This is a genomic window from Klebsiella sp. K5-306, from assembly GCF_051835185.1.
In the GTDB taxonomy this organism is placed as follows: domain Bacteria; phylum Pseudomonadota; class Gammaproteobacteria; order Enterobacterales; family Enterobacteriaceae; genus Klebsiella; species Klebsiella oxytoca.
The window spans coordinates 278,189-304,409 of the sequence record NZ_JAIFJY010000006.1; the positions used below are offsets into that span (position 1 = coordinate 278,189).

Here is a 26,221-nt window from a genome sequence, read left to right on the forward strand (position 1 = left end):
AAAGTTCTCTGGATTGCGCAATCCACTTCTTTTCTGTCCTCAAAGACACTTTCTCCATTTAGCGCAACACTCCCTCTGACAGGGAGGTGCTAATGCGTTTACCACAACTTGCTGGCTGTGTGATTATCGGCATTCTGCCGCTGCTCTGGTTGCCCGATTTGCCCGAGCGTTTGGTTACCTGGGGACTGATGCTGCTGGCGCTGCTTATTGCGCAATGTCGCCGTAGAGCTGCGCAATACGCGGCATTGATAACGCTGTTTTTTGTCTGGGGTGTACTCAGCGCTCGCCAGGTCCTATGGCCGACACAGACGTTAACAAACGGGAATCGTCAGGTTGAGGTTGTGCTGACCGCAACAGATGGGCAGACAACTCATCAGGGCAGAATTGTCCGTCTGGATGGGCGACGGCTATTTCCCGCGCCAGGGGTAAGCCTCTACGGTAATTATTTGCCTGAACCGCCCTGTGCAGGGCAGGTTTGGGCCATGACGCTACGCGCGCGTCCGGTACATGGTCAGCTCAACGAAGGCGGGTTTGACAGCCAGCGCTATGCGCTATCACAGCATCGTCCGTTAACCGGACGCTTTATCAGCGCTAAAGTTCGCGAGCGAAACTGTAGTGTACGAGCGCGTTATCTGGCCTCGCTCAATCAAACCCTGGCGGAACTGCCCTGGCAATCGGTGATGCTGGGGTTAGGCATGGGGGAACGTCTGGCGATCCCTCGCGAGATAAAGATCCTGATGCAGGAAACCGGTACATCGCACCTGATGGCGATCTCAGGGTTACATATCGCGTTAGGAGCCACTCTGGGCTGGTTGCTGCTAAGGGGTTTGCAGTTCTTTCTTCCGTGCCGCTGGCTGGGCTGGCGGGCGCCGCTGCTTACTGGCCTGGCGAGCGCTATTTTTTACGCCTGGCTAACCGGAATGCAGCCGCCCGCGCTGCGCACCTGTGTTGCCCTGATCGTTGGCTGCGCGCTGCGGCTATCCGGGAAACGCTGGTCGCCATGGCAACTATGGCTCTGCTGCATTGGTGCAATACTGTTTGCCGATCCGCTGGCAGCGTTGTCAGAAAGCCTCTGGCTATCGGCGTTTGCCGTTGCGGCGCTTATCTTCTGGTATCAGCTGGCCCCGATGCCTGGCGGTAAAAGGTGCTGGCTGCTGCGCCAAAGCCTCGCGTTATGTCATCTGCAGATCGGCTTGATGTTTTTACTTGCACCTTTACAGATTGCTCTCTTCCACGGCATCAGCTTAACGTCGGTGCTGGCGAATTTGATTGCCGTGCCTCTGGTGACTTTTATCGTTGTTCCGCTGATTCTGACCGCCATGTTTTTACACCTCTGTGCTCCGCTCACCATTGAGATGGTGATATGGCAATCAGCAGACCGTATCCTGGCGGCGCTATTCGGGTTCCTGCGGCAGCTGCCGCCCGGCTGGCTCGAGCTGGATGCTCGCTGGCTTGGGATAAGCCTGCTGCCGTGGCCGGCGTTAATTCTCTGGCGTTTTCATGCGTGGCGCACGTTGCCGGCGTTTTGTTTAGCATGTCTCGGGCTATTAAGCTGGCCATTCTGGCGGAGTACGGCTACCAACGAATGGCGAGTCACCATGCTGGATGTCGGGCAGGGGCTGGCTATGGTGATTGAACGCCAGGGCGCGGCCCTTCTCTACGATACCGGACTCGCCTGGCCTGAGGGTGACAGCGGTGAGCAGATTATCATCCCCTGGCTACGCTGGCATCACTTGCATCTGGAAGGCGTCGTTCTCAGCCACGAGCATCTCGATCACCGCGGGGGACTCAACTCGGTGTTAAAAGCATGGCCTCAAATATGGATACGAAGCCCTCTAGGCTGGGCGGGCCATTTAGCATGCCAGCGCGGAGAGATCTGGCAGTGGCGAGGTTTAACCTTTCGTGCGTTCTGGCCGCTGCCCGGCGCGACAAAGCAGGGGAATAATCGCTCATGCGTGGTGCGTGTTGATGACGGCAAGCACAGTATCCTGCTCACCGGGGATATCGAAACGCCAGCGGAGCAAGCGATGATTAGCCACTACTGGCAACATCTTGCGTCTACACTTATCCAGGTTCCCCATCACGGCAGTAATACGTCGTCCGGGACCGCCCTGTTGCGCAGCGTTGGCGGGGAGGCTGCGCTAGCTTCTGCTTCCCGCTATAACGCATGGCGTATGCCCTCAACCAAGGTGAAACAGCGCTATCGAAACCAGAATTATCAGTGGTTCGACACGCCGCATCAGGGGCAAATTACGGTTATTTTTTCCGCGGATGGCTGGCAAATCCATAGCTTACGGGATCAAGTTTTACCGCGATGGTATCATCAGTGGTTTGGCGGGAACGTTCAGAACGGGTAGAATATGCGGCTATTTCAACACAAGCTGGTTTATTGAATGCAGAACGATAAAGATCTTTCCACGTGGCAGACCTTCCGCCGACTCTGGCCGATTATAGCGCCGTTTAAACCCGGGCTAATCGTTGCAGCGGTAGCGTTAGTGCTTAACGCGGCTAGTGATACCTTCATGCTATCGCTTCTTAAACCGTTACTGGATGATGGTTTTGGTAAAACGGATCGCTCGGTGCTGATATGGATGCCGCTGGTGGTGATCGGATTGATGGTTCTGCGCGGCATCACCAGCTACGTTTCGAGCTACTGCATCTCGTGGGTGTCCGGCAAAGTCGTGATGACGATGCGCCGTCGTTTATTCAGCCACATGATGGGAATGCCGGTTGCATTCTTTGACAAGCAGTCCACCGGGACGCTGCTATCACGTATTACCTATGATTCGGAGCAGGTGGCCTCTTCCTCCTCCAGCGCGTTGATTACCGTCGTGCGTGAAGGCGCGTCGATTATTGGCCTGTTTGCGATGATGTTTTATTACAGCTGGCAGCTGTCATTGATTCTGATCGTTCTGGCGCCGATCGTGTCTGTTGCTATTCGCGTGGTCTCGAAGCGTTTTCGTAATATCAGCAAGAATATGCAGAACACCATGGGCCAGGTGACGACCAGTGCAGAGCAGATGCTGAAAGGGCATAAAGAAGTGCTGATGTTTGGCGGTCAGGCCGTCGAAACCAAGCGCTTTGATAAAGTCAGCAACAAGATGCGTCTGCAGGGGATGAAAATGGTCTCCGCGTCCTCAATTTCTGACCCTATTATTCAGCTAATCGCCTCCCTGGCTCTGGCTTTCGTACTTTATGCGGCAAGCTTCCCGAGCGTAATGGAGACGTTAACGGCTGGTACAATTACCGTTGTCTTCTCCTCAATGATCGCGCTGATGCGTCCGCTAAAATCGCTGACTAACGTCAACGCGCAGTTCCAGCGCGGGATGGCCGCTTGTCAGACGCTTTTCGCTATTCTTGACTCCGAGCAGGAGAAAGATGAAGGCACGCGGGTTATCGAACGTGCGAAGGGCAACCTCGAATTTAAAAACGTTACCTTCAGATATCCGGGGCGTGAAGTCGCTGCGTTGCGCAATATTGACCTCAATATTCCGGAAGGGAAAACCGTGGCGCTGGTAGGGCGCTCGGGGTCGGGTAAATCTACCATCGCCAGCCTGATTACGCGTTTTTATGATGTTGATGAGGGGCAGATCTTGCTGGACGGCCACGACCTGCGTGAATACACGCTGAGCTCTCTGCGCGATCAGGTTGCGCTGGTGTCGCAAAACGTCCATCTCTTTAACGACACCGTGGCGAATAATATCGCCTATGCCCGAACCGAAGAGTACAGCCGCGAGCAGATTGAAGAAGCGGCTCGCATGGCTTATGCCATGGACTTTATCAATAAAATGGACAATGGCCTGGATACGATTATCGGTGAAAACGGCGTTATGCTTTCCGGCGGCCAGCGCCAGCGTATCGCTATCGCTCGCGCCCTGCTGCGCAACAGCCCGATACTGATCCTTGATGAAGCAACTTCGGCGCTGGATACCGAATCAGAGCGCGCCATTCAAGCGGCGCTGGACGAACTGCAGAAAAACCGCACTTCGCTGGTTATTGCTCACCGTCTCTCGACGATTGAGCAGGCTGACGAAATTGTGGTAGTGGAAGATGGCCAGATCGTTGAACGCGGCAGCCATGCCGATCTGCTTGAACATAAGGGCGTTTACGCTCAGCTGCATAAGATGCAGTTCGGCGCATGATTGCGCGCATCTGGTCCGGCGAATCGCCTTTATGGCGGCTGCTGCTTCCGCTCTCCTGGCTCTATGGCCTGGTGAGCGGATTAATACGGCTAAGCTATAAACTGGGATGGCGAAAAGTGTGGCGAGCGCCGGTGCCGGTAGTGGTGGTTGGCAATCTGACCGCCGGCGGTAATGGCAAAACGCCGGTTGTTGTCTGGCTGGTGGAACAGCTTCAGCAGCGCGGTATTCGCGTCGGCGTTGTGTCACGCGGCTACGGCGGAAAAGCCGCGAGCTATCCGCTGCTGCTTAATGTGGATACGCATACCGGGGAAGCGGGCGATGAGCCGGTGCTGATTTATCAGCGTACCGGCGCGCCGGTTGCCGTCTCGCCGGTACGCAGCGATGCGGTTCAGGCGCTGCTCGCCGCCAACGATCTTCAGCTTATCGTCACGGATGATGGTCTGCAGCACTATAAGCTGGCGCGTGACAAAGAGATTGTGGTGATTGACGGCGTACGTCGTTTTGGTAACGGCTGGTGGTTGCCTGCGGGTCCTATGCGCGAGCGCGCTTCGCGTTTGCGCAGCGTGGATGCGGTTATCGTTAACGGCGGTCTCGCCCGCCCGGGAGAGATACCTATGCAGCTTCGTCCCGGGCTGGCGGTGAATCTGCTGACCGGTGAACGCCGGGATGCGGCGGCGTTGGACAACGTGGTGGCGATGGCAGGAATCGGCCATCCGCCGCGTTTCTTCGCCACCCTCGAGAGCTGCGGCGTACGTCCGGTGAAAACCATCTCCCTGGCCGATCATCAGGCTTTGTCGCAGAGCGATGTCGCCGCGCTGGCGGCGCCGCAGCAAACTCTGCTGATGACCGAAAAAGATGCGGTGAAGTGCCGCGACTTTGCGCAGGCAAACTGGTGGTATCTACCGGTCGACGCGATAATGACTGACCAGCGCGCACAGCGCCTGCTCACGGATTTAGTGACGCTGGCGCAGCGCTAATTTCGCTTATCACCGCCTGCGCCGGAACCTTTTACGGAGAAGCTGCATGCCGGTATTGTCCCTCTCGCTTAAAGAAGCTCGCCATCTTCACCTGGCCGCGCAGGGGCTGCTGAAAAAGCCCCGCCGTCGCGCCAAACCCGAGGATGTTCTGCAAACCATTAAGCAGATGTCCCTGCTGCAAATCGATACCATCAACGTTGTTGCCCGCAGCCCTTATCTGGTGCTTTTCAGCCGCCTTGGCCACTATCCGCAGCGCTGGCTGGATGAGGCGCTTCGCGCCGGTGAACTGATGGAATACTGGGCGCATGAGGCCTGTTTCTTACCGCGCAGCGACTTTTCACTGGTGCGTCACCGTATGCTGACGCCGGATAAAATGGGCTGGAAATACCATACCGCATGGATGACCGAGCACGCTCCGGCCATTCAGGAACTGCTGGCCCATATTGCTGAAAATGGCCCGGTTCGCTCGGCAGACTTTGAACATCCGCGTAAGGGCGCCAGCGGATGGTGGGAGTGGAAACCGCATAAGCGCCATCTTGAAGGTTTATTTACCGCTGGAGAGCTGATGGTTATCGAGCGGCGCAACTTTCAGCGCGTTTACGATCTCACGCAGCGGGTCATGCCGGACTGGGAGGATGAGCGGGATGGCCTCTCTCAGGAGCAGGCCGAAGCCATTATGTTACGCAATAGCGCACGCAGCCTCGGGATCTTCCGTGCGCAGTGGCTGGCGGATTATTATCGTCTACGTCGACCCTCGCTACCCCCGCTGCTGGCGAGCTGGCAGGATGAGGGGCTGGTGAAACCGGTAAACGTTGAAACCCTGGGGGAAATGTGGCTTCACCGTGATGCGCTGAAGCTGCTGGAGTCCTCACCCGGCGGCAGGCTCGCCGCCAGCCACAGCGCGGTGCTCTCGCCTTTCGATCCGGTGGTGTGGGATCGCAAGCGGGCTGAGCAGCTATTTAACTTCACCTATCGCCTGGAGTGCTATACGCCCGCGCCGAAACGTCAGTATGGCTATTTCGTATTACCGCTGCTGCATCAGGGGAAGCTGGTGGGCAGAATGGATAGCAAAATGCATCGTAAAACCGGCGTTCTGGAAATTATCGCTCTGTGGCTGGAGGAGGGGGTCAAGGTGACCTCGGGACTCGAGAGCGGGCTAAAACGCGCCATTGATGATTTTGCCCTCTGGCAGGAGGCGACACGGGTGAGCTGCGGGAAGCTGCCGGCGGAACTTTTTGCCGGGCGGCAACAGGGTTGGGAAATTGACGCCGCCTGAGTCAGCGTATGATATGCTGCTAAAGAATCTATTCGGTCCATCTGGAGGAATCATGGATCACCGTTTACTTGAAATTATCGCCTGTCCGGTTTGTAACGGTAAGCTCTATTACAGCCAGGATAAGCAAGAACTGATCTGCAAACTCGATAGCCTGGCTTTTCCGCTGCGTGAAGGTATCCCCGTACTGCTGGAAACCGAAGCCCGCGCGCTTGCTGTAGAAGAGAGCCAGTCATGAGTTTCGTGGTTATCATCCCCGCGCGCTTCGCTTCTACTCGTCTGCCAGGCAAACCGCTCCAGGATATCAACGGCAAGCCGATGATTGTCCACGTCCTTGAGCGAGCCCGTGAATCCGGGGCCGAGCGTATTATCGTTGCCACCGATCATGCAGACGTAGCCCGAGCGGTTGAAGCCGCCGGCGGTGAAGTCTGCATGACGCGTGAAGATCATCAGTCTGGCACCGAGCGCCTGGCCGAGGTGGTTGAAAAATGCGCTTTCAGCGATGACACCATCATTGTGAATATCCAGGGCGATGAGCCGATGATCCCGCCCGCCATCGTGCGCCAGGTAGCCGAGAATCTGGCTGCCAGCACGAGCGGTATGGCAACCTTAGCGGTGCCAATCCACGATGCGGAAGAGGCGTTTAATCCGAATGCGGTCAAGGTTGTCATGGACGCAGCTGGCTATGCCCTCTATTTTTCTCGCGCCACCATCCCGTGGGATCGCGATCGTTTCGCTAAATCCCGCGAGGCTATCGGCGATTCGCTGCTGCGTCATATCGGGATCTATGGCTATCGCGCCGGTTTTATTCGTCGCTATGTTAGCTGGGCGCCAAGCCCGCTTGAACAGATCGAGATGCTCGAGCAGCTACGCGTGCTGTGGTACGGCGAGAAAATCCATGTCGCGGTGGCGGAAGTGGTTCCCGGTACAGGCGTCGATACGCCGGAAGATCTGGAACGCGTCCGCGCGGAGCTACGTTAATCTCCCTCCATCCCCTCCGCCAGGAGGGGATATCTTCAGGCCGTTTTTCCATACTTTTTTACGTCAATTTTGATCTTACCCGATGACAACCCCGGCACAGGCGCTCATTATGAAACCAGTAGTGTTCATAGGGGTAATCAGAAATGGAACAGTTGCGTACCGAGCTGAGCCACCTGCTGGGTGAAAAACTAAGCCGCGTGGAGTGCGTCAGCGAGAAACCCTCGTCGGCGCTGTGGTCTCTATATGATGCGCAGGGAAACCCAATTCCGCTGCTGGCGCGCAGCTTTACGACGCCGGGCGTGGCGCGTCAGCTGGCGTGGAAGATATCAACCCTCGCGCGAAGCGGTACTGTCCGTATGCCGGTGGTCTACGGCGTAATGACGCACGAAGAGCATCCGGGCCCAGATGTACTGCTGATCGAACGACTGCGCGGCGTTTCGGTAGAAGCCCCCGCCCGTACGCCGGAGCGTTGGGAACAGCTACAGGAGCAGATTGTTGAAGCGCTGCTGGCCTGGCACCGTCAGGATAGCGGCGGCTGCGTCGGGATGGTCGACAGCACTCAGGAAAATCTCTGGCCATACTGGTACCGCCAGCGTGTAGAGGTGCTATGGAGCACGCTGAACCTTTATCAGGATACCGGCCTGACGATGCAGGACAAACGCATTCTGTTCCGCACTCGCGAATGCCTTATGGATTTGTTTAAGGATTTCAATGATAACTGCGTGCTGGTCCACGGTAGCTTCACGCTGCGCAGCATGCTTAAAGATCCGCGCAGCGATCAGCTGCTGGCGATGGTAGGTCCGGGCATGATGCTCTGGGCGCCGCGTGAATATGAGCTATTCCGTCTGGTTGATAGCGGCCAGGAAGAGCAGCTGCTGTGGCACTATCTCCGCCGGGCGCCGGTAGCGGAAGCGTTTCTCTGGCGGCGCTGGCTGTATCTGCTGTGGGATGAAGTGGATAATCTGGTCAATACCGGACGCTTTGACCGCGTCCGGTTTGATCTGGCGGCTAAATCAATTCTGCCCTGGCTCGCCTGAAGATCCTTTCAGTCGCTGCCAGATGCGACCTAACGTTTCGTAACCAACCCGATCGCTATGCATTAGCCAGACCGGCGAGGGGATTGCCCGCTCCCATGGGTTGAGCGGTGACTCAATCGCCAGCTGGTTGGCCGGGGCAGGCAAGGGCGCCAGCCCGGCGCGGCGAAAGAAAATCATCGCCCGCGGCAGATGTGAAGCGGAAGTGACCAGCAGGAAAGGCGCATCGCCAACCGCCTCTTTCACCGCGGCGGCTTCCTCTTCGGTATCTTTGGGTTTATCGAGAACGATAATTTCGCTGCGCGGTACGCCCAGGGTCTCGGCTACCCGGGCACTGGTTTCCGCAGAACTTACCGGGTTGGTCTTCGCTCTTCCGCCGGTAAAGATCATTTTGGCTCCCGGATTTTCCTGCCACAGGCGGATGCCCTCCGTCAGCCGCGGCAGGCTGTTATTAATGAGATTTGAACTGGGCGCCCAGGCTGGATTCCAGGTGTATCCTCCGCCCAGTACGACGACGTACTGTACGCGCTCTTCTCCCCGCCACGTCGGGTATTTATCTTCAATCGGTTTGAGCAAACTATCGGCCACCGGTTGCAGGCTTAATAGCAGCAACAGCAGCCAGCCGAAGCTGACGCAGAGCTTGCCGGTGCGCTGGAAACGGCTAAACCACAGCAAGGCGATGCCGACCGCCATAAGCAACAGCAGCAGGGGAAGCGGCAGCATCATGCCGCCTAAAACCTTTTTCAGCGTAAAAAGCATGCCCAACGGTTCCTTTTTTAACCATATAACCAAAGATATACCCGGATCTTACAACAGATCGCTTCATTCTCCGCGCGGGTATGACAAAATAGCGGCTTTGTGTTGGCTTGTGGAGTCACCCGTGCAGGATCGTAATTTCGATGATATTGCTGAAAAGTTTTCGCGCAATATATACGGCACCACCAAAGGCCAGCTGCGGCAGGCGATCCTCTGGCAGGATCTACAACCGCTGCTGAACCAGATGGGGCCTGGGCCATTGCGAGTTCTTGACGCGGGCGGCGGCGAAGGGCAAACGGCGATCAAAGTGGCGGAAATGGGCCATCACGTCACGTTATGCGATCTCTCTGGTGAAATGGTGGCTCGCGCCAGGCAGGCGGCTGCCGATAAAGGTGTGATCGACAACATGCATTTTGTACAATGCGCGGCTCAGGATATTGAGCAGCATTTGGAAAGTCCGGTCGATCTGATACTGTTTCATGCGGTGCTGGAATGGGTAGCCGAACCACAGGCGATGTTGCGTACGCTGTGGTCGATGCTGCGCCCCGGCGGCGCGTTATCGCTGATGTTCTACAATGCTAACGGCCTGTTGATGCACAATATGGTCGCCGGCAATCTGGACTATGTGCAAATCGGCATGCCGAAAAAGAAAAAACGCACGCTGTCGCCGGACTATCCGCGCGATCCGCAGCAGGTTTACGGCTGGCTGGAAGAGATTGGCTGGCAGATTACCGGTAAGACCGGCGTGCGGGTGTTTCATGATTATCTGCGTGAAAAACACCAACAGCACGACAAATTTGCGGCGCTGCTGGAGCTGGAAACGCGCTACTGTCGCCAGGAGCCGTATATTAGCTTAGGCCGTTATATTCACGTCACCGCGCTTAAGCCGCAGATGCAAGGATAAACTATGAGTGAATTTTCCCAGACAGTCCCCGAACTGGTTGCCTGGGCCAGGAAAAATGATTTTTCTATTTCGCTGCCGGTCGACAGACTCTCTTTTCTGCTGGCGATTGCCACGCTGAACGGCGAGCGGATGGAAGGGGAAATGACCGAGGGAGAACTGGTGGACGCGTTCCGCCACGTCAGTGATGCGTTTGAGCAGACCAGCGAAACCATCAGCCAGCGCGCCAATAATGCCATTAACGATATGGTGCGCCAGCGTCTGCTGAACCGCTTTACCAGCGAAATCACCGAGGGTAACGCTATTTATCGCCTGACGCCGCTGGGCATCGGGATCACCGATTACTATATTCGTCAGCGCGAGTTCTCCACCCTGCGCCTGTCGATGCAGCTCTCCATCGTTGCCGGCGAACTCAAGCGCGCCGCCGACTCGGCAGAAGAGGGCGGCGATGAGTTCCACTGGCATCGTAACGTTTTCGCTCCCCTGAAGTACTCGGTTGCGGAAATTTTCGACAGTATCGATCTGACCCAGCGGATCATGGATGAGCAGCAACAGCTGGTGAAAGATGATATTGCCCAGCTGCTGAATAAAGACTGGCGGGCGGCGATCTCCAGCTGCGAGCTGCTGCTGTCGGAAACGTCCGGCACCCTGCGCGAGCTGCAGGATACTCTGGATGCGGCGGGCGATAAGCTGCAGGCAAACCTGCTGCGTATTCAGGACTCGACCATGACGCGCGACGATCTGAATTTTATCGATCGTCTGGTGTTCGACCTGCAAAGCAAGCTGGACCGCATCGTCAGCTGGGGTCAGCAGGCGATAGACCTGTGGATCGGCTACGATCGCCACGTGCATAAATTTATCCGTACCGCTATCGATATGGATAAAAACCGCGTCTTCGCGCAGCGTTTACGCCAGTCGGTCCAGACTTACTTCGACGCTCCCTGGGCGCTCACCCATGCGAATGCCGATCGTCTGCTTGATATGCGCGATGAAGAGATGGCGCTGCATGATGAAGAGGTTACCGGGGAACTTCCGGCGGATCTGGAGTACGAAGAGTTTAACGAAATTCGCGAACAGCTGGCAGCGCTGATTGAAGGTCAGCTGGCGGTCTATAAAGAGAAGGGACTGCCGCTGGATCTTGGTCTGGTGGTACGCGAATATCTTTCGCAGTATCCGCGCGCTCGCCACTTTGATGTCGCGCGCATTGTTGTCGACCAGGCGGTACGTTTGGGCGTAGCGCAAGCAGATTTCACCGGACTGCCGGCAAAATGGCAGCCGATTAATGATTACGGAGCCAAGGTACAGGCGCATGTCATCGACAAATATTGAACAAGTGATGCCGGTTAAACTGGCGCAAGCGTTGGCTAATCCGTTATTTCCGGCGCTGGATAGCGCCCTGCGCGCGGGCCGTCATATCGGCCTTGACGAGCTGGATAATCACGCATTTTTAATGGATTTTCAGGATTACCTGGAAGAGTTTTATGCTCGCTACAACGTCGAGCTGATTCGCGCGCCGGAGGGGTTTTTCTATCTACGCCCGCGCTCGACCACGCTGATCCCGCGCTCGGTGCTCTCCGAGCTGGATATGATGGTGGGCAAAATTCTTTGCTATCTCTACCTCAGTCCGGAGCGCCTGGCGAATGAAGGCATCTTCACCCAGCAGGAGCTTTACGACGAGCTGCTGACCCTGGCGGACGAAGCCAAGCTGCTGAAGCTGGTCAATAACCGTTCGACCGGCTCCGACCTTGACCGCCAGAAGCTGCAGGAAAAAATGCGCGCTTCGCTCAACCGGCTGCGCCGCCTCGGCATGGTGTGGTTTATGGGCCACGACAGCAGCAAATTCCGCATCACCGAATCGGTGTTTCGCTTCGGCGCCGACGTGCGCGCCGGTGACGACCCGCGCGAAGCGCAGCTGCGTATGATCCGTGACGGTGAAGCCATGGCGCTGGAAAATCGTCTGCAGCTTAATGATGAGAATGAAGAGAATCAGCCGGATAGCGGGGAGGAAGAGTAATGATTGAACGCGGTAAATTTCGCTCGCTGACGCTGGTTAACTGGAACGGCTTTTTTGCCCGCACCTTTGATCTTGATGAATTAGTGACCACGCTTTCCGGCGGTAACGGCGCCGGTAAATCCACGACCATGGCGGCCTTCGTCACCGCGCTGATCCCCGACCTGACGCTGCTGCATTTCCGTAATACTACGGAAGCCGGGGCCACCAGCGGCTCGCGAGATAAAGGGCTTCACGGTAAGCTGCGCGCAGGCGTCTGTTACTCGGTGCTGGACGTCATTAACTCTCGCCACCAGCGCGTGGTGGTTGGCGTTCGCCTACAGCAGGTCGCCGGTCGCGATCGTAAAGTTGATATCAAGCCTTTTGCGATTCAGGGGTTGCCTACCTCCATCCAGCCGACTCAGCTGCTGACCGAAACCCTTAACGAGCGCCAGGCGCGCGTGGTGACGCTCAACGAGCTGAAAGATAAGCTCGAAGCGATGGAAGGGGTACAGTTCAAGCAGTTTAACTCTATTACCGAGTATCACTCGCTGATGTTCGATCTGGGCGTGGTGGCTCGCCGCCTGCGTTCAGCTTCCGACCGTAGCAAGTACTATCGCCTGATCGAAGCGTCGCTGTACGGCGGCATTTCAAGCACCATTACCCGCTCGCTGCGCGACTACCTGCTGCCGGAAAACAGCGGCGTGCGTAAAGCATTCCAGGATATGGAAGCGGCGCTGCGTGAAAACCGCATGACCCTGGAAGCGATCCGCGTAACGCAGTCGGATCGCGACCTGTTCAAACATCTGATCAGCGAAGCCACCAACTACGTTGCCGCCGACTATATGCGCCACGCGAACGAGCGACGCATTCATCTCGACAAAGCGCTGGAGTATCGCCGCGATCTGTTCACCTCCCGCGCTCAGCTCGCGGCTGAACAGTATAAGCACGTCGATATGGCCCGCGAGCTGCAGGAACATAACGGCGCGGAAGGCGATCTGGAAGCCGATTATCAGGCCGCCAGCGACCATCTGAACCTGGTGCAGACCGCTCTGCGCCAGCAGGAAAAAATCGAGCGCTATGAGGCGGATCTTGATGAACTGCAGATTCGCCTCGAAGAGCAAAATGAAGTCGTTGCGGAAGCGGTTGACCAGCAGGAAGAGAACGAAGCCCGCGCCGAAGCCGCCGAGCTGGAAGTGGATGAGCTGAAAAACCAGCTTGCCGACTACCAGCAGGCGCTGGACGTGCAGCAGACCCGTGCGATTCAGTACAACCAGGCGCTGCAGGCGCTGGAAAGAGCAAAAGCGCTTTGCCATCTGCCGGATTTAACCCCGGAGAGCGCCGACGAGTGGCTGGAAACTTTCCAGGCGAAAGAGCAGGAAGCGACGGAGAAAATGCTGTCGCTGGAACAGAAAATGAGCGTGGCGCAAACTGCGCATAGCCAGTTTGAACAGACATACCAGCTGGTGGTGGAGATCAACGGTCCGCTGGCGCGTAATGAAGCCTGGGACGTGGCGCGCGAGCTGTTGCGCGAAGGCGTTAATCAACGCCACCAGGCAGAGCAGGCGCACGGGTTGCGCAGTCGCCTGACGGAACTTGAACTGCGTCTGCGTGAACAGCAGGATGCTGAACGCCAGCTGAACGAATTCTGTAAGCGTCAGGGCAAACGTTACGATATCGACGAACTGGAAGCTCTGCATCAGGAGCTGGAAGCCCGCATAGCCTCGCTTTCCGACAGCGTTTCCTCCGCCAGCGAACGGCGGATGACCCTGCGTCAGGAGCTGGAACAGCTGCAGACGCGGACGCAAACGCTGATGCGCCGCGCGCCCATCTGGCTGGCGGCGCAGAACAGCCTCAATCAGCTGTGCGAACAGAGCGGCGAGCAGTTTGAGTCGAGCCAGGAAGTCACCGAATATCTCCAGCAACTGCTGGAGCGTGAACGCGAAGCTATCGTAGAGCGCGACGAAGTTGGCGCCCGCAAGCGCGCAATCGATGATGAAATCGAGCGCCTTAGCCAGCCGGGTGGTTCAGAAGATCAGCGCCTGAACGCGCTGGCGGAACGCTTTGGCGGCGTACTGCTGTCGGAAATCTATGATGACGTTAGCCTCGATGATGCGCCGTATTACTCGGCGCTGTACGGCCCTTCCCGCCACGCTATTGTGGTACCGGATCTGTCGCTGATTGCCGAGCAGCTGGAAGGCCTTGAAGATTGCCCCGAAGATCTCTACCTGATCGAGGGCGATCCGCAGTCGTTTGATGACAGCGTATTTAGCGTCGATGAGCTGGAAAAAGCCGTTGTCGTTAAGATTGCCGATCGTCAGTGGCGCTATTCACGCTTCCCGACGCTGCCGCTGTTTGGCCGCGCCGCGCGTGAAAGCCGCGTTGAAACGCTGCACGCCGAGCGTGAAAGCCTCTCCGAGCGTTTTGCGACCCTGTCGTTTGATGTGCAGAAAACCCAGCGCCTCCATCAGGCGTTCAGCCGCTTTATCGGTAACCATCTGGCGGTGGCCTTTGAGGACGACCCGGAAGAAGAAATCCGTAAACTGAATACTCGTCGCGGCGAGCTGGAGCGGGCGCTGACCGCCCATGAGAGCGATAACCAGCAGAACCGGGTGCAGTATGAGCAGGCGAAAGAGGGTGTATCCGCGCTCAACCGCTTGTTGCCACGTCTGAATCTGCTGGCCGACGACTCGCTGGCCGATCGCGTCGATGAAATCCAGGAGCAGCTCGACGAAGCGCAGGAGGCCGCGCGCTTTGTGCAGCAGTATGGTAACCAGCTGGCTAAGCTGGAACCGATCGTTTCCGTTCTGCAGAGCGATCCGGAGCAGTTTGAACAGCTAAAAGAAGATTACGCGTACTCGCAGCAGACTCAGCGCGATGCGCGTCAGCAGGCGTTTGCGCTGACCGAAGTCGTGCAGCGCCGCGCCCACTTTAGCTACTCTGACTCCGCAGAGATGCTCAGCGGTAATAGCGATCTGAACGAGAAGCTGCGCCAGCGCCTGGAGCAGGCGGAAGCGGAGCGCGCCCGCACCCGCGAAGCGCTGCGTACCCACGCCGCGCAGCTCAATCAGTACAACCAGGTGCTGGCATCGCTGAAAAGCTCCTACGACACCAAAAAAGAGCTGCTCAACGATCTGCATAAAGAGCTTCAGGATATTGGCGTACGCGCCGACGCCGGCGCCGAAGAGCGCGCCCGTTTGCGTCGCGATGAGCTTCATGCTCAGCTCAGCAACAACCGCGCGCGGCGTAACCAGCTTGAAAAAGCCTTGACCTTCTGCGAAGCGGAAATGGATAACCTGACCCGCAGGCTGCGCAAGCTGGAGCGTGATTACTGCGAAATGCGCGAACAGGTGGTCAGCGCCAAAGCCGGCTGGTGCGCGGTCATGCGCCTGGTGAAAGACAGCGGCGTGGAGCGTCGTCTGCATCGCCGCGAGCTGGCCTACCTTTCGGCTGATGAGCTGCGCTCAATGTCGGATAAAGCGCTCGGGGCGCTGCGTCTGGCGGTCTCTGATAACGAACACCTGCGCGATGTGCTGCGTATTTCGGAGGATCCGAAACGCCCGGAACGCAAAATCCAGTTCTTTGTCGCCGTTTATCAGCATCTGCGCGAACGTATCCGCCAGGATATTATCCGTACCGACGATCCGGTGGAAGCGATTGAGCAGATGGAGATTGAACTCAGTCGACTGACGGAAGAGCTGACCAACCGCGAGCAGAAGCTGGCCATCAGCTCTCGCAGCGTGGCCAACATCATCCGCAAGACAATCCAGCGCGAGCAGAACCGTATTCGCATGCTCAACCAGGGGCTGCAGAGCGTCTCCTTCGGCCAGGTCAACAGCGTGCGGCTGAACGTCAACGTACGGGAAACCCACTCGATGCTGCTGGACGTGCTGTCCGAGCAGCATGAACAGCATCAGGATTTGTTCAACAGCAATCGTCTGACCTTCTCGGAAGCGCTGGCGAAGCTGTATCAGCGCCTGAATCCGCAAATTGATATGGGGCAGCGTACGCCGCAGACCATTGGTGAAGAGCTGCTGGACTACCGCAACTATCTGGAGATGGAAGTGGAAGTTAACCGCGGTTCCGACGGCTGGCTGCGCGCTGAATCCGGTGCGCTATCGACCGGTGAGGCTATCGGTACCGGGATGTCGATTCTGGTTATGGTGGTGCAGAGCTGGGAAGATGAATCCATGCGCCTGCGCGGCAAGGATATTTCGCCGTGCCGCCTGCTGTTCCTCGATGAAGCCGCGCGTCTGGATGCCCGTTCTATCGCCACGCTGTTCGAACTGTGCGATCGACTGGAGATGCAGCTGATTATCGCAGCGCCGGAAAATATCAGCCCGGAAAAAGGCACCACCTACAAACTGGTGCGTAAAGTGGTGAACAATCACGAGCATGTGCATGTAGTAGGTCTGCGTGGCTTCGCGCCGCAGCTGCCTGAAACGCTGCCGGGAACGGCTAATGCTTCATAAGGTTGTACAATAAGTAGCCAAAGGGCGACATGATGTCGCCCTTTTTGTTATCCGTACCTGTATTTTAGGATTGTATAATCTTTTAACTTCTTTACATTTGGGAAGGTAAAAGCGTTTTCGTCTTCATATACTGAAAGTAAGCCCCATTTTAGCGGGCAGCAATGTGTTAACAGGGGGCAAGGGATGTTGCTTAAGAAACGGTATGGTCGTCAATTGTCAGCGCTCAGTCTGGGCCTGGCTTTTGCATTCGCTCCACTGTTCAATGTCCAGGCCGAAGAGCCTGAAATTGTACCATCGGATAGCTCAGCCACCATCAGCGAGCTCTCTTCCGCACTCAGCCAAAGCGCAAACCAGTCTGCGGCGGTTGCCAAAATGGCTGGCGAGCAGGCGCTACCTGCCGATGCGGCGGCGAAAAGCCGTGCCGATATTCAGGCGGTACTGCCGTCCGGTTATCAACCCGTCTTTATGAATCCGCTGGTCTCGCTGTATGCGGCCAGGGATATGAAGCCGATGTGGGATAACCGTGAGGCGGTGCAGGCGTTTCAGCAGCAGCTGGCTGAAGTCGCTATTGCCGGTTTTCAGCCGCAGTTCACCACCTGGGTTGAGCTGTTAACCGACCCGGCGGTGAACGGTCTGGCGCGGGATATTGTTTTGTCTGACGCCATGATGGGCTATCTGCATTTTATTAGTGGTATTCCCACTCAGGGCAACCGCTGGCTGTATGGCACCAAACCGTATGCCATGTCGACACCGCCGCTATCGGTGGTTAATCAGTGGCAGGTGGCGCTGGATAGCGGTTCGCTGCCGCAGTTCATTGCGGGCCTGGCGCCGCAGCATCCGCAGTATGCCGCAATGCATCAGGCGCTACTGGCGCAGGTTGCCGATTCGCGTCCGTGGCCGCAGCTCACCGGTAAGACCTCGCTACGTCCCGGGGAGTGGAGCAATGATGCCGGTGCGCTCAGGGAAATTTTACAGCGCACCGGTATGCTCGATGACTCGGCGAAAATTGCCCTGCCGGGCGATGACGTGGTGAGCCCATCCGCCGGGAAAAAGGCTAAAAACAGCGGCCGCGGCGTTTACGATCGCCAGTTGGTTGAAGGCGTTAAGCGCTTTCAGGCGTGGCAGGGGCTGGGCGCTGATGGCGTGATCGGTCAGGCGACCCGCGACTGGCTCAACGTCTCTCCCGCGCAGCGCGCCGGCGTGCTGGCCTTAAATATCCAGCGTTTGCGTCTGCTGCCGGGTAATCTTGCGACCGGTATTATGGTGAATATTCCAGCCTTTTCGCTGGTTTATTACCAGGATGGCAGCGAGGTGCTGGCATCACGAGTTATCGTTGGCCGCCCGGACCGCAAAACGCCGATGATGAGCAGTGCCCTAAACAATGTGGTGGTCAACCCGCCGTGGAACGTGCCGCCGACGCTGGCGCGCAAAGATATCCTGCCGAAGGTGCGCAATAACCCCGGCTATCTTGAACAACACGGCTATACGATGATGCGCGGCTGGAACAGCAAAGAGGCCATCGATCCTTATCAGGTGGACTGGGAGACGATAACCGCATCGAATCTGCCGTTCCGCTTCCAGCAGGCTCCCGGCGCGCGTAATTCGCTGGGGCGCTATAAATTTAATATGCCAAGCTCAGATGCCATATATTTGCACGACACGCCAAATCACACTCTGTTCCAACGGGATGGGCGAGCGCTGAGCTCTGGATGTGTGCGGGTGAATAAAGCTTCAGAGCTGGCGAATATGCTGTTGCAGGACGCGGGCTGGAACGACGCGCGTATTTCGGATGCCCTCAAGCAGGGAAATACCCGCTATGTGAATATTCGTCAGAATATCCCGGTTAATCTCTATTATTTGACCGCCTTTGTCGGGGCTGATGGACGTACACAATATCGAACAGATATTTACAATTACGATCTCACCGCGCGATCCAGCGCACAAATCCTGCCTAAAGCTGAACAATTAATCAGATAAATGAAGTAGTTCAACGGATTCGGTTGTCCTATCTGTGTGTGAAAACGGGTCTTGCAGTCTGCAAGGCCCGAGTTTACTGGGGGGAGGCTGCCTTGACGTTGGCAATAATGCCCGGTAAGGTGCCTTTCGTGCGCCAGAAGTGCATATACATATAATCCTGCAAAAGCGTAATGGTGGTGAGCAAGCCAGGTCTTCGTCGCTGATATTGATTAGCCGCCGGAGAACGAGCGTATGCTGGCGGCTAACGGGCGGATTGCGGGAAAAGTATATTACGATTCATTTACCTGTAGACCTGATTATCATGGACAAATTTGACGCTAATCGCCGCAAACTGCTGGCGTTAGGTGGAGCCGCGCTCGGTGCTGCTGCCATTCTGCCTGCGCCGGCATTTGCCACCCTCTCGACCCCACGACCGCGTATTTTGACGCTGAACAACCTGCATACTGGTGAATCACTCAAGGCGGAGTTTTTCGATGGCAGAGGCTATATTCAGGATGAATTAGCAAGACTTAATCATTTTTTCCGCGACTATCGCGCGAATAAGATTAAGTCCATCGATCCCGGTTTGTTCGATCAACTCTATCGTCTGCAGGGATTACTTGGTACGAACAAGCCTGTCCAGCTTATTTCCGGTTATCGCTCTGTTGATACCAATAATGAGCTTCGCGCGCGCAGCCGGGGAGTAGCGAAACACAGCTACCACACCAAAGGCCAGGCCATGGATTTCCATATTGAAGGCATTTCGTTAAGCAATGTTCGCAAAGCCGCGTTATCTATGCGTTCAGGTGGTGTAGGATACTACCCACGTAGCAACTTTGTGCATATTGATACCGGGCCGGTACGGCACTGGTAACGAAAGGAGCGTCATGAACTATCGTATTATTCCGGTTACCGCGTTCGCGCAGAACTGTTCTTTAATCTGGTGCGAACAAACCAGGCTGGCGGCGCTGGTGGATCCCGGCGGTGATGCTGAGCGAATCAAACAGGAAGTCACCGCGGCAGGCGTCAGCCTGATGCAAATTCTGCTGACGCATGGCCATCTCGATCACGTTGGTGCGGCGGCGGAGCTGGCGCAACATTATGGCGTGCCGATTATCGGGCCGGAAAAAGAAGATGAGTTCTGGCTGGAAGGATTACCGGCGCAGAGCCGGATGTTTGGTCTGGAAGATTGCCAGCCGCTTCAGCCGGATCGCTGGTTGAACGAAGGCGATGTAGTCAGCGTGGGGAACGTCTCTCTGCAGGTGTTGCACTGTCCCGGTCATACTCCAGGGCACGTGGTCTTCTTCGATGCCGCTTCCCGACTGCTGATTTCTGGCGATGTCATATTCAAAGGTGGGGTGGGGCGTAGCGATTTCCCTCGTGGCGACCATAGCCAGCTGATCGATGCGATTAAACGCAAACTCTTGCCGTTGGGCGATGACGTATCGTTTATTCCTGGCCATGGCCCTATGTCGACGCTTGGGTATGAGCGTCTGCATAACCCATTCCTGCAGGATGAGATGCCTGTCTGGTAAATTTGCCGGAAGAAAATAGATGAAAAGGCCGCGAATGCGGCCTTTTGCTTTTGCTACAGAGCGGGCTTACAGTACGGCAACAATCGCTTCGCATAGCGGCGCCATATTGTCTGGCGTCATGCCCGCGACGTTAATACGCCCGGATGCCACGGCGTAAATCGCAAACTCTTCGCGTAACCGCAGGACCTGCTCTTTGGTCAGGCCGCTAAACGAGAACATCCCGTTTTGCTGAATGATGAAAGAGAAATCGCGGCTGGCGCCTTTTTCCTGCAGGGTATTAACGAACAGCAGACGCATGCGCTGGATGCGTTGGCGCATGTCGGTTAACTCTTGTTCCCAGATGGCGCGCAGTGCGTCATTGCTGAGAATGGTCGCCACTACCGAGGCGCCGTGAGCTGGCGGGTTAGAGTAGTTTGCGCGGATAACGGACTTCATCTGGCTGAAGGCGCGGTCTACCGTTTCCTGGTCAGCGGCAACCAGCGTGCAGGCACCTACGCGTTCGTTATACAGGCCGAAGTTTTTCGAGTAGGAGCTGGCTACCAGCAGCTCTTTATGCAGCGCGGCGAAAGCGCGCAGGCCTTCAGCGTCCTCTTCCAGGCCACGGGCAAAGCCCTGGTAGGCAAAGTCAAACAGCGGCAGCCAGCCTTTCTCTACGGAGAGCTGCGCCAGCTGTTGCCACTGTTCCAGCGTTGGATCGATACCGGTTGGGTTGTGGCAGCAGCCGTGGAACAGAACCACGTCACCGGCCTGCGCTTCGTTCAGGCTGGCCAGCAGTCCATCGAAGTCGAGTTTGTGGTTTGCGGCATCGTAGTAGGTATATTCGCGAACGTCGAGTCCGGCTGAATTGAACACGCTTTTATGGTTCGGCCAGCTTGGGTTGCTCACCCAAATACGTTTAACGTCGGTATTCTTCGCCAGAAAATCAGCGGCGACGCGCAGGCCGCCTGTACCACCGGGAGTCTGGGCAGTACGAGCGCGTTTATCATTGATAATCGCGCTGCCTTTCCCAAACAGCAGCTCCTGAGTGCAGCGACCAAACTCTGGAATACCATCAATACCCAGGTAATTTTTGGTGGTTTCATTTTCCAGCAGATACTGTTCTGCTTTCTTCACGCTAGTCAGGACCGGTGTTTTACCCGTTTCATCTTTATAAACACCAATTCCAAGATTAATTTTTGTTGGGCGGTCATCGGCACGAAACAGATCGGCCAGGCCCAGAATTGGGTCGGCAGGGGCGGCGGTAATGTTCTCAAACATGACGAGGTTCCATTGTGATTACTGAAGGGAAATCCGCTATCAGGTTAACGGGAGTTATGTTAATTGCCAACCGTTTGCGACAAAAAGCGAGAAGGTTTTTAAAAGTTACGATCTTCCTCTCAGGAACGCAGAAAAGCAGGACCGAAGTCCTGCTTTTTAGGCATATCACGAAGGGGTGTACTGCAAATTAGAACTGGTAAACGATACCAACCGCTGCCTGATCGTCGGTCGCGACTTTCGCAGCACGGGTGTAGTCGTTGTCGTCCAGCTGGTTGAATTTATACGCAGCGTAGACGTTCATGTTTTTGTTGAAGTAGTACCAGGTACCCACTTCGACGTATTTAACCAGGTCAGCATCGCCGCCGGAGAAGCCAGCGCGGGAGCGCAGGTCTTTACCTTTAGTCTGTACGTAGCCGATGGACGGACGCAGGCCGAAGTCGAACTGATACTGAACAACGGCTTCAAAGTTCTGAGTTTTGTTAGCGAAATAGTTGCCTTCGTTTTCCGGAGTCATGTTGTAGGTCTGAGAGTACATGACTGCAGCGTAGATGTTGTTCGCATCATACTTAGCGGAGGTTGCCCATGCTTCAGCTTTTTCGCCCTGACGGTCTGCTTTCTGGTCGCCGCTGCGGCTGGAGTTAGCATAACCAGCGGACAGCGCTACACCGTTGTCAAACGCGTAGGTAGCCGCGGTGCTGAAGCCGTCGCCGTTTTGTTTCTTCACAGCGCGTTCTTTGTTTTTACCCTGGTACTGCAGCGCAAAGCTCAGGCCATCAACCAGACCGAAGAAATCAGAGTTACGGTAGGTCGCAACGCCGTTGGTACGCGCGGTCATGAAGTTGTCGGTGTTGGTCCAGCCGTCGCCGCCCCATTCAACCAGCATATCGGTCGCCGCTTCAACGTCGTAGATGGCGCCGTAGTTACGACCGTAGTCGAATGAACCGTATTCACCGGCTTTTAAGCCAGCGAAAGCCAGACGGGTTTTCGTGGTCTGGGAGCCTTCAACGTTGGACGCATCCATGTTGTATTCCCACTGGCCGTAACCGGTCAGCTGATCGTTGATCTGGGTTTCGCCTTTCAGGCCGATACGGGCGTAGGTGGTGTCGTCGCTGCTGGTGTCACCGTTAGTGGTCCAGACGTGCTCGCCAACCATTTTTCCGTAAAAGTCGAGTTTGTTGCCGTTTTTGTTATAGATTTCTGCAGCGTTAGCTGCACCGGCTACCAGCAGGGCAGGAATTACCGCTGCCAGAATTTTGCGCTTCATCATTATTTATTACCCTCATTTATATTTTTTTATGAACACTTGCCACTGCCGCCAATACGTTTCGTCAATAAAAATTTACGGAACTATTGATGATAGTTTGGTGTCTGGAGGCATCTTTCCATTCAGAACAACGTTTCGCTAGCCTGAAAATGCTACCAATATCTCATATGAGTAACAAAAGGAAATTCTATGTAACTAAATGTGTATTTTTGGGAACTTTGTGAACTCTATCAACATTCCGTCCCTGTTCGCTGACAAAATCAGCTCTCTTTATATATCTATATGAATTAATTATGATTAATTTAGATAACAGAGGGGTTGCGCATTTTACAGCTGCTTTTTGCTTTTTTTTTATTCAGATCTTGTCGTTGCAAGATGTGCGGTGGTTGATTAAATAGTGAGCAATATAATCAGCAGGTTTGACGATTTTTGGGCATTAAGTGCGATTTGTAACTTCAGGTATGAGCGAAATAGTGCGTAACATATTTATGAATTTCGCGGGTTGATGTTTAAATTTCCTGAAATTCGTTAACGTAAATTGACATAAAAAAAGGCCGGCTTGCGCCGACCTTTGCGTGAGATAACAAAAAAATCAGAATGTGGCGTTACGTGGAGTGCGCGGGAACGGAATGACGTCACGAACGTTCTGTACGCCGGTCACGTAGGCAATCAGACGCTCGAAGCCCAGACCAAAACCGGAGTGCGGCACGGTGCCGTAACGGCGCAGGTCGCGGTACCACCAGTAGTCTTCTTTATTAAGACCCATTTCCGCCATGCGCGCGTCAAGTACGTCCAGGCGTTCTTCACGCTGGGAGCCGCCGATAATTTCACCGATACCCGGCGCCAGAACGTCCATTGCGGCGACGGTCTTCCCGTCTTCGTTAAGGCGCATATAGAACGCCTTGATCTCTTTCGGGTAGTTTTTTACGACTACCGGCGCTTTAAAATGCTCTTCCGCCAGATAGCGTTCGTGCTCGGAGGAGAGATCCACGCCCCAGTACACCGGGTTTTCGAACTGCTTACCGCAATTTTCCAGAATGGTGACCGCGTCAGTGTAATCCACCTGAGCGAAATCCGCGGAAACGAAACGTTGCAGACGATCGATCGCATCTTTATCAACGCGTTCGGCAAAGAACTGCATGTCATCTGCCCGCTCTTCCAGAACGGCTTTGAAAACGTACTTCAGCATCGCTTCCGCCAGACCTGCCACATCGTTCAGATTAGCAAAGGCGACTTCCGGCTCCAGCATCCAGAACTCTGCCAGGTGGCGGGTGGTGTTGGAGTTTTCCGCACGGAAGGTTGGGCCGAAGGTGTAGATTTTGGATAGCGCGCAGGCGTAGGTTTCGCCGTTCAGCTGGCCAGAAACGGTCAGGAATGACTCTTTACCAAAGAAGTCCTTATCGAAATCGACTTTGCCCTGATCGTTGCGCGGCAGGTTTTCCAGATCCAACGTGGAAACGCGGAACATCTCGCCCGCGCCTTCGGTATCGGAAGCGGTAATCAGCGGGGTAGAAACCCAGAAGAAACCCTGTTCGTCAAAGAAGCGGTGCAGCGCCTGCGCCAGGGTATGGCGAACGCGCGCCACGGCGCCAATCAGGTTGGTGCGCGGGCGCAGGTGGGCAACTTCACGCAGGTATTCAATGCTATGGCGTTTAGCCGCCATCGGATAAGTTTCCGGATCGTCTACCCAGCCGCTTACTTCAACATGACTGGCCTGAATCTCAAAGCTCTGGCCCTGACCCTGGGATTCCACGACTTTACCGGTCACGATGACTGAACAGCCGGTGGTCAGGCGCAGCACTTCCTGATTGTAATTGGGAAGAGAATTACTAATAACGGCCTGTACAGGATCAAAGCAGGAACCGTCATAGACGGCGAGGAAAGAAAAGCCAGCTTTAGAATCTCGGCGGGTACGCACCCATCCGCGCACGGTGACTTCGCTGTCAACGGCAACGCGGCCCTGGAGTACGTCGGCTACAGGCACAACGCTCATAATAGTCTCTCTTGTTAGTCCAATAGAAAAATCTGTATTCCCCTTCGACAGGGGGATATCTATGTTACCTGTCATCTTCCATCAGACAAGTAGATTTCGCGCAAGAAAGGGGTGTTTTAGGAAATAAATAAGGAGATTGTCTCCTTTACGACGGGAGAGCCTGATATTAAGAGAGTTTTAAGCATTGCCTTTATCCCGCGCAGGGCATTTCGCAATGAAAACAGGGCGGTGAATATGAAACACTTTTCTGAGCGGAAAGGGGACGATAATAAAAATGCGTCCGGTTTTACGGACGCATTTTTTCGCACAGCGTTAGCTGGCTTTTTTGACCGGCGGCAGATCGAAGGCTTTACGCAGGGCACGCACGAAGGCTTTATCGTGGCAAATCGTTTTACCCGGGCTATCGGAAAGTTTCGCTACCGGCTTGCCGTTGCACTCCACCAGCTTAATAACAATATTCAGTGGCTTAACCTGGGGAATATCGCAGGTTAAACGTGTGCCGATACCGAAGCTCAGATTGACCCGTGAGGAGAAGTGGCGATAAAGATCGACCGCTTTCGCCAGGTCGAGATTATCAGAAAATACCAGCACTTTGCTCAGCGGATCGATGCCCAGCTTCTTGTAATGGGCAATAGCCTTCTCGCCCCATTCTACCGGGTCGCCGGAGTCGTGGCGCAGCCCCTGATAGCGGGTTGCAAATTCCGGCCCGAAATCGCGCAGGAAAGCGTCCATCGTGATGCAGTCAGTCAGTGCGATACCTAACCGATCGGGATACTCTTCCAGCCAGGCCGCGAGGGCCGCGCGCTGGCTGCTGGCCAGGTTCGGGCTGATCTGCTGGTGCGCCTGGAACCATTCGTGCGCCTGGGTTCCCATTGGCGTCAGGTTAAGCCGACGCGCCAGATCGTAGTTGCTGGTGCCGGTGAACCACGGCTCCTGCTGCAGACGCTGAACAATGGCCTGCTGCACCTCGCGGGAGAAGCGGCGGCGAGTACCGAAATCCATCAGGCGGAAGCCGGACATATCGACATCAGCGGTGAGGCGGTTAAAGTCGGACAGCTTATGTTCAAGGGTATTCAGCGCTGTCGTCACGGTGATTTCCGGCGAGCGGTAGTGGTGCACCAACTCGCTTATCACCGCCAGCAGCGGAACTTCCCACATGATGACTTCAAGCCATGGCCCGGACAGGCGAATATTCAGCTTACCATTGTCATTAGTGACGGTAACCTGGCGCGGATCGTAGCGGAAGCCGCGTAGCCAGTCGAGATAATCTGGCGCAAAGAAGGGCAGGCTCGACAACCAGTGATATTCATCGTCCTGCAGCCTCAGGTCGCGCATCGTCTCAACCTGCTCGCGAATCGCATCGGCGTAGATGCCGAGCAGATCGTCCCCGCGGCAGCGGAACTCCGCCGCAACCTGTACATCATTGTAGCGGTGGAAGACAGCCTGCTGCATATGCAGCTTGTAGGCATCCGTATCAAGCAGCGAATGCAGTACAGGAGAAGTGAATTGGGTCATGGTGCGCAGTAGCATCCTCTCACTGGAGCGTTTCCATCAAAACCAAAGCGGTAAAAGGAGGCGGAGTATACCTGTAATACCCGACTCTGTCCCGCGGCGACGGCTGATGGCGACGCTAACGGTCATTTGCGAGGCCTAGTTTAATATATTGAACACGCATCACACCACAAGCTTT

At 55.7% G+C, this 26,221-nt stretch carries 19 protein-coding genes; 14 read left to right on the forward strand and 5 right to left on the reverse strand.

What is annotated here, in order from left to right; all coding sequences use genetic code 11:
- Positions 1-92: 92 nt before the first annotated feature.
- The 7 genes from K2184_RS12280 to K2184_RS12310 all read left to right on the forward strand — a co-directional run bounded on the left by K2184_RS12280 (position 93) and on the right by K2184_RS12310 (position 8,410).
- Positions 93-2,357: a ComEC family protein gene (locus K2184_RS12280; protein WP_163525130.1), complete on the forward strand. Its 2,265-nt coding sequence runs from the start codon at positions 93-95 to the stop codon at positions 2,355-2,357.
- 36 nt (positions 2,358-2,393) lie between these two features.
- Positions 2,394-4,142, forward strand: a complete 1,749-nt coding sequence (gene msbA / locus K2184_RS12285; protein ID WP_105889996.1) for a lipid A ABC transporter ATP-binding protein/permease MsbA — start codon at positions 2,394-2,396, stop codon at positions 4,140-4,142.
- The gene (gene lpxK, locus K2184_RS12290) at positions 4,139-5,119 is read left to right on the forward strand and encodes a tetraacyldisaccharide 4'-kinase (protein ID WP_004100710.1); all 981 of its coding nucleotides are present in this window, start codon (positions 4,139-4,141) and stop codon (positions 5,117-5,119) included. The genes msbA and lpxK overlap by 4 nt, the downstream gene beginning before the upstream one ends.
- 46 nt (positions 5,120-5,165) lie before the next feature.
- Positions 5,166-6,395 (forward strand): winged helix-turn-helix domain-containing protein, encoded by a 1,230-nt coding sequence (locus K2184_RS12295; RefSeq protein WP_016808061.1) that lies wholly within the window; start codon positions 5,166-5,168, stop codon positions 6,393-6,395.
- A gap of 52 nt (positions 6,396-6,447) precedes the next feature.
- Entirely contained in the window at positions 6,448-6,630 is a 183-nt protein-coding gene (gene ycaR, locus K2184_RS12300) for a protein YcaR (RefSeq protein ID WP_004100713.1), read from the forward strand.
- Positions 6,627-7,373 (forward strand): 3-deoxy-manno-octulosonate cytidylyltransferase, encoded by a 747-nt coding sequence (gene kdsB / locus K2184_RS12305; protein ID WP_004100715.1) that lies wholly within the window; start codon positions 6,627-6,629, stop codon positions 7,371-7,373. Before ycaR ends, kdsB begins: the two co-directional genes overlap by 4 nt.
- A gap of 143 nt (positions 7,374-7,516) precedes the next feature.
- Positions 7,517-8,410 carry a YcbJ family phosphotransferase gene (locus K2184_RS12310; protein ID WP_163525128.1) on the forward strand — a complete coding sequence of 298 codons (894 nt, stop codon included), beginning with the start codon at positions 7,517-7,519 and terminating at the stop codon, positions 8,408-8,410.
- Here the strand turns inward: K2184_RS12310 and elyC are convergent.
- Positions 8,387-9,166: an envelope biogenesis factor ElyC gene (gene elyC / locus K2184_RS12315; protein WP_134882549.1), complete on the reverse strand. Its 780-nt coding sequence runs from the start codon at positions 9,164-9,166 to the stop codon at positions 8,387-8,389. The two genes, K2184_RS12310 and elyC, sit on opposite strands and share 24 nt — an antisense overlap.
- Before the next feature lie 121 nt (positions 9,167-9,287).
- Between elyC and cmoM the strand changes: the two genes are divergently transcribed.
- The 7 genes from cmoM (at position 9,288) to K2184_RS12350 (ending at position 20,017) form a co-directional block, all read left to right on the forward strand.
- Positions 9,288-10,067 carry a tRNA uridine 5-oxyacetic acid(34) methyltransferase CmoM gene (gene cmoM / locus K2184_RS12320; RefSeq protein ID WP_004100721.1) on the forward strand — a complete coding sequence of 260 codons (780 nt, stop codon included), beginning with the start codon at positions 9,288-9,290 and terminating at the stop codon, positions 10,065-10,067.
- A 3-nt stretch (positions 10,068-10,070) separates the two neighbouring features.
- A complete protein-coding gene (mukF, locus tag K2184_RS12325; RefSeq protein ID WP_049127791.1) occupies positions 10,071-11,393 on the forward strand; it encodes a chromosome partition protein MukF in 1,323 nt (440 codons plus the stop codon).
- A complete protein-coding gene (mukE, locus tag K2184_RS12330; RefSeq protein ID WP_004100725.1) occupies positions 11,374-12,078 on the forward strand; it encodes a chromosome partition protein MukE in 705 nt (234 codons plus the stop codon). Before mukF ends, mukE begins: the two co-directional genes overlap by 20 nt.
- Positions 12,078-16,526, forward strand: a complete 4,449-nt coding sequence (gene mukB / locus K2184_RS12335) for a chromosome partition protein MukB (RefSeq protein ID WP_163525126.1) — start codon at positions 12,078-12,080, stop codon at positions 16,524-16,526. Before mukE ends, mukB begins: the two co-directional genes overlap by 1 nt.
- 183 nt (positions 16,527-16,709) lie before the next feature.
- Positions 16,710-18,503: a L,D-transpeptidase gene (ldtD, locus tag K2184_RS12340; RefSeq protein ID WP_163525124.1), complete on the forward strand. Its 1,794-nt coding sequence runs from the start codon at positions 16,710-16,712 to the stop codon at positions 18,501-18,503.
- A gap of 301 nt (positions 18,504-18,804) precedes the next feature.
- Positions 18,805-19,356 (forward strand): YcbK family protein, encoded by a 552-nt coding sequence (locus K2184_RS12345; protein WP_004100731.1) that lies wholly within the window; start codon positions 18,805-18,807, stop codon positions 19,354-19,356.
- A gap of 13 nt (positions 19,357-19,369) precedes the next feature.
- A complete protein-coding gene (locus tag K2184_RS12350; RefSeq protein WP_004100733.1) occupies positions 19,370-20,017 on the forward strand; it encodes an MBL fold metallo-hydrolase in 648 nt (215 codons plus the stop codon).
- 66 nt (positions 20,018-20,083) lie between these two features.
- On the opposite strand, the gene K2184_RS12355 is transcribed toward K2184_RS12350, so the two are convergent.
- From K2184_RS12355 to pncB, 4 genes are all read right to left on the reverse strand, one after another.
- Entirely contained in the window at positions 20,084-21,274 is a 1,191-nt protein-coding gene (locus K2184_RS12355; RefSeq protein ID WP_004100734.1) for an amino acid aminotransferase, read from the reverse strand.
- Positions 21,275-21,461: 187 nt separating this feature from the next.
- On the reverse strand, positions 21,462-22,541 hold the full coding sequence (locus K2184_RS12360) for a porin (protein ID WP_004100735.1): 1,080 nt from the start codon (positions 22,539-22,541) through the stop codon (positions 21,462-21,464).
- Between the two features lie 589 nt (positions 22,542-23,130).
- Entirely contained in the window at positions 23,131-24,531 is a 1,401-nt protein-coding gene (gene asnS, locus K2184_RS12365; protein WP_004100736.1) for an asparagine--tRNA ligase, read from the reverse strand.
- Positions 24,532-24,843: 312 nt separating this feature from the next.
- On the reverse strand, positions 24,844-26,046 hold the full coding sequence (pncB, locus tag K2184_RS12370; RefSeq protein ID WP_004100738.1) for a nicotinate phosphoribosyltransferase: 1,203 nt from the start codon (positions 26,044-26,046) through the stop codon (positions 24,844-24,846).
- Positions 26,047-26,221 lie beyond the last annotated feature (175 nt).

What these genes read in the sequence shown, in the direction of transcription:
- asnS (WP_004100736.1), bottom strand. Translation starts at nt 24,531, where the DNA reads ATGAGCGTTGTGCCTGTAGCCGACGTACTCCAGGGCCGCGTTGCCGTT.
- kdsB (WP_004100715.1), top strand. Translation starts at nt 6,627, where the DNA reads ATGAGTTTCGTGGTTATCATCCCCGCGCGCTTCGCTTCTACTCGTCTG.
- ycaR (WP_004100713.1), top strand. Translation starts at nt 6,448, where the DNA reads ATGGATCACCGTTTACTTGAAATTATCGCCTGTCCGGTTTGTAACGGT.
- msbA (WP_105889996.1), top strand. Translation starts at nt 2,394, where the DNA reads ATGCAGAACGATAAAGATCTTTCCACGTGGCAGACCTTCCGCCGACTC.
- K2184_RS12295 (WP_016808061.1), top strand. Translation starts at nt 5,166, where the DNA reads ATGCCGGTATTGTCCCTCTCGCTTAAAGAAGCTCGCCATCTTCACCTG.
- elyC (WP_134882549.1), bottom strand. Translation starts at nt 9,166, where the DNA reads ATGCTTTTTACGCTGAAAAAGGTTTTAGGCGGCATGATGCTGCCGCTT.
- K2184_RS12360 (WP_004100735.1), bottom strand. Translation starts at nt 22,541, where the DNA reads ATGATGAAGCGCAAAATTCTGGCAGCGGTAATTCCTGCCCTGCTGGTA.
- lpxK (WP_004100710.1), top strand. Translation starts at nt 4,139, where the DNA reads ATGATTGCGCGCATCTGGTCCGGCGAATCGCCTTTATGGCGGCTGCTG.
- K2184_RS12355 (WP_004100734.1), bottom strand. Translation starts at nt 21,274, where the DNA reads ATGTTTGAGAACATTACCGCCGCCCCTGCCGACCCAATTCTGGGCCTG.
- K2184_RS12310 (WP_163525128.1), top strand. Translation starts at nt 7,517, where the DNA reads ATGGAACAGTTGCGTACCGAGCTGAGCCACCTGCTGGGTGAAAAACTA.
- K2184_RS12345 (WP_004100731.1), top strand. Translation starts at nt 18,805, where the DNA reads ATGGACAAATTTGACGCTAATCGCCGCAAACTGCTGGCGTTAGGTGGA.
- mukF (WP_049127791.1), top strand. Translation starts at nt 10,071, where the DNA reads ATGAGTGAATTTTCCCAGACAGTCCCCGAACTGGTTGCCTGGGCCAGG.
- K2184_RS12350 (WP_004100733.1), top strand. Translation starts at nt 19,370, where the DNA reads ATGAACTATCGTATTATTCCGGTTACCGCGTTCGCGCAGAACTGTTCT.
- mukB (WP_163525126.1), top strand. Translation starts at nt 12,078, where the DNA reads ATGATTGAACGCGGTAAATTTCGCTCGCTGACGCTGGTTAACTGGAAC.
- pncB (WP_004100738.1), bottom strand. Translation starts at nt 26,046, where the DNA reads ATGACCCAATTCACTTCTCCTGTACTGCATTCGCTGCTTGATACGGAT.
- ldtD (WP_163525124.1), top strand. Translation starts at nt 16,710, where the DNA reads ATGTTGCTTAAGAAACGGTATGGTCGTCAATTGTCAGCGCTCAGTCTG.
- mukE (WP_004100725.1), top strand. Translation starts at nt 11,374, where the DNA reads ATGTCATCGACAAATATTGAACAAGTGATGCCGGTTAAACTGGCGCAA.
- K2184_RS12280 (WP_163525130.1), top strand. Translation starts at nt 93, where the DNA reads ATGCGTTTACCACAACTTGCTGGCTGTGTGATTATCGGCATTCTGCCG.